The following is a 456-nucleotide window of genomic DNA, read 5'->3' on the forward strand; positions in this document are numbered from 1 at the left end:
GATTTTCCCTGCAAGACCGTCACCCTCACGCCCAAGCCGGTATCCATGCGCAAAATGCTCCTTTCGAGAACCGCAGCCATCCATGGCGGGCCGGTCGTCGACGGGACTCAGCTGACATTCCCGGTGACCATCAACGGGGTCGCAGGAACCGCCGTGCTCGATACCGGCTCGCGGGGCACCGAGATCAACCCGCTGTTCGCCCGGGCGGCCGGGCTTGATCGGAACGGCGCCGGCTTCGGCCCCGGTGAGACGCTTTACGGCGCCGCGTCGAGCGGGATCGAGACGCGGGAGGGCAAGGTGGACATATCCTTCGACAACCGCACGGCAAAGGACGTCACGGTGCGGATCGCCGACCTGTCAGTGTTCAAGAGCTTCGGGGTGGGCGACAGGCCGGCGATGATTTTCGGCATCAACGCAATGCGCGACATGCGCCTTGTCTACGATCATCAGGACAAG

At 64.3% G+C, this 456-nt stretch carries 1 protein-coding gene; it reads left to right on the forward strand.

What is annotated here, in order from left to right; translation table 11 throughout:
- Positions 1-456 (forward strand): retropepsin-like aspartic protease (locus RAD15_RS43775; RefSeq protein WP_458184856.1); only part of this gene is annotated, 456 nt, incomplete at both ends.

The sequence above is a fragment of the Bradyrhizobium sp. 14AA genome (assembly GCF_054185205.1).